The sequence below is a fragment of the Stenotrophomonas sp. A3_2 genome, from assembly GCF_036624925.1.
Classification (GTDB): domain Bacteria; phylum Pseudomonadota; class Gammaproteobacteria; order Xanthomonadales; family Xanthomonadaceae; genus Stenotrophomonas; species Stenotrophomonas hibiscicola.
This window is the reverse complement of record NZ_JAZKVY010000112.1, coordinates 1-322: the sequence shown is the minus strand read 5'-3', so window position 1 is coordinate 322 and position 322 is coordinate 1. Positions and strand designations below refer to the sequence as shown.

At 61.2% G+C, this 322-nt stretch carries 1 protein-coding gene; it reads left to right on the top strand.

The window, feature by feature from the left end:
- Window positions 1-322 (top strand): thioredoxin family protein (locus tag R5H29_RS02340; protein ID WP_332328676.1); only part of this gene is annotated, 322 nt, incomplete at both ends.

Genomic DNA, 322 nt, shown 5'->3' with positions numbered 1-322 from the left:
AAAAGTTTTTTGGTTCTTTTTTTCAAAAAAGAACTTCTTCTTTTCCTTCTGGTCGCCGCCGCCCCGCGCCTCCCCGACGGCCCCCCGCCCGAGATCGACCACCCCTACGCGATCGTCGCTGCGCATGCGCAGGTGGACGCCGCCTTGGCGGATGCGAGGCGCACGCGCCGCATCGTGTTGCTGGAATTCGGCGCCAATTGGTGCGCCGATTGCCGCATTCTGGCGGGTGTGTTCGCCATGTCGGCGTTGCGGGACTGGATGGCCTCCCGCTTTCTGCTGGTGCAGGTGAATGTCGGGCGTTTCGATCGCAATATGGATATCG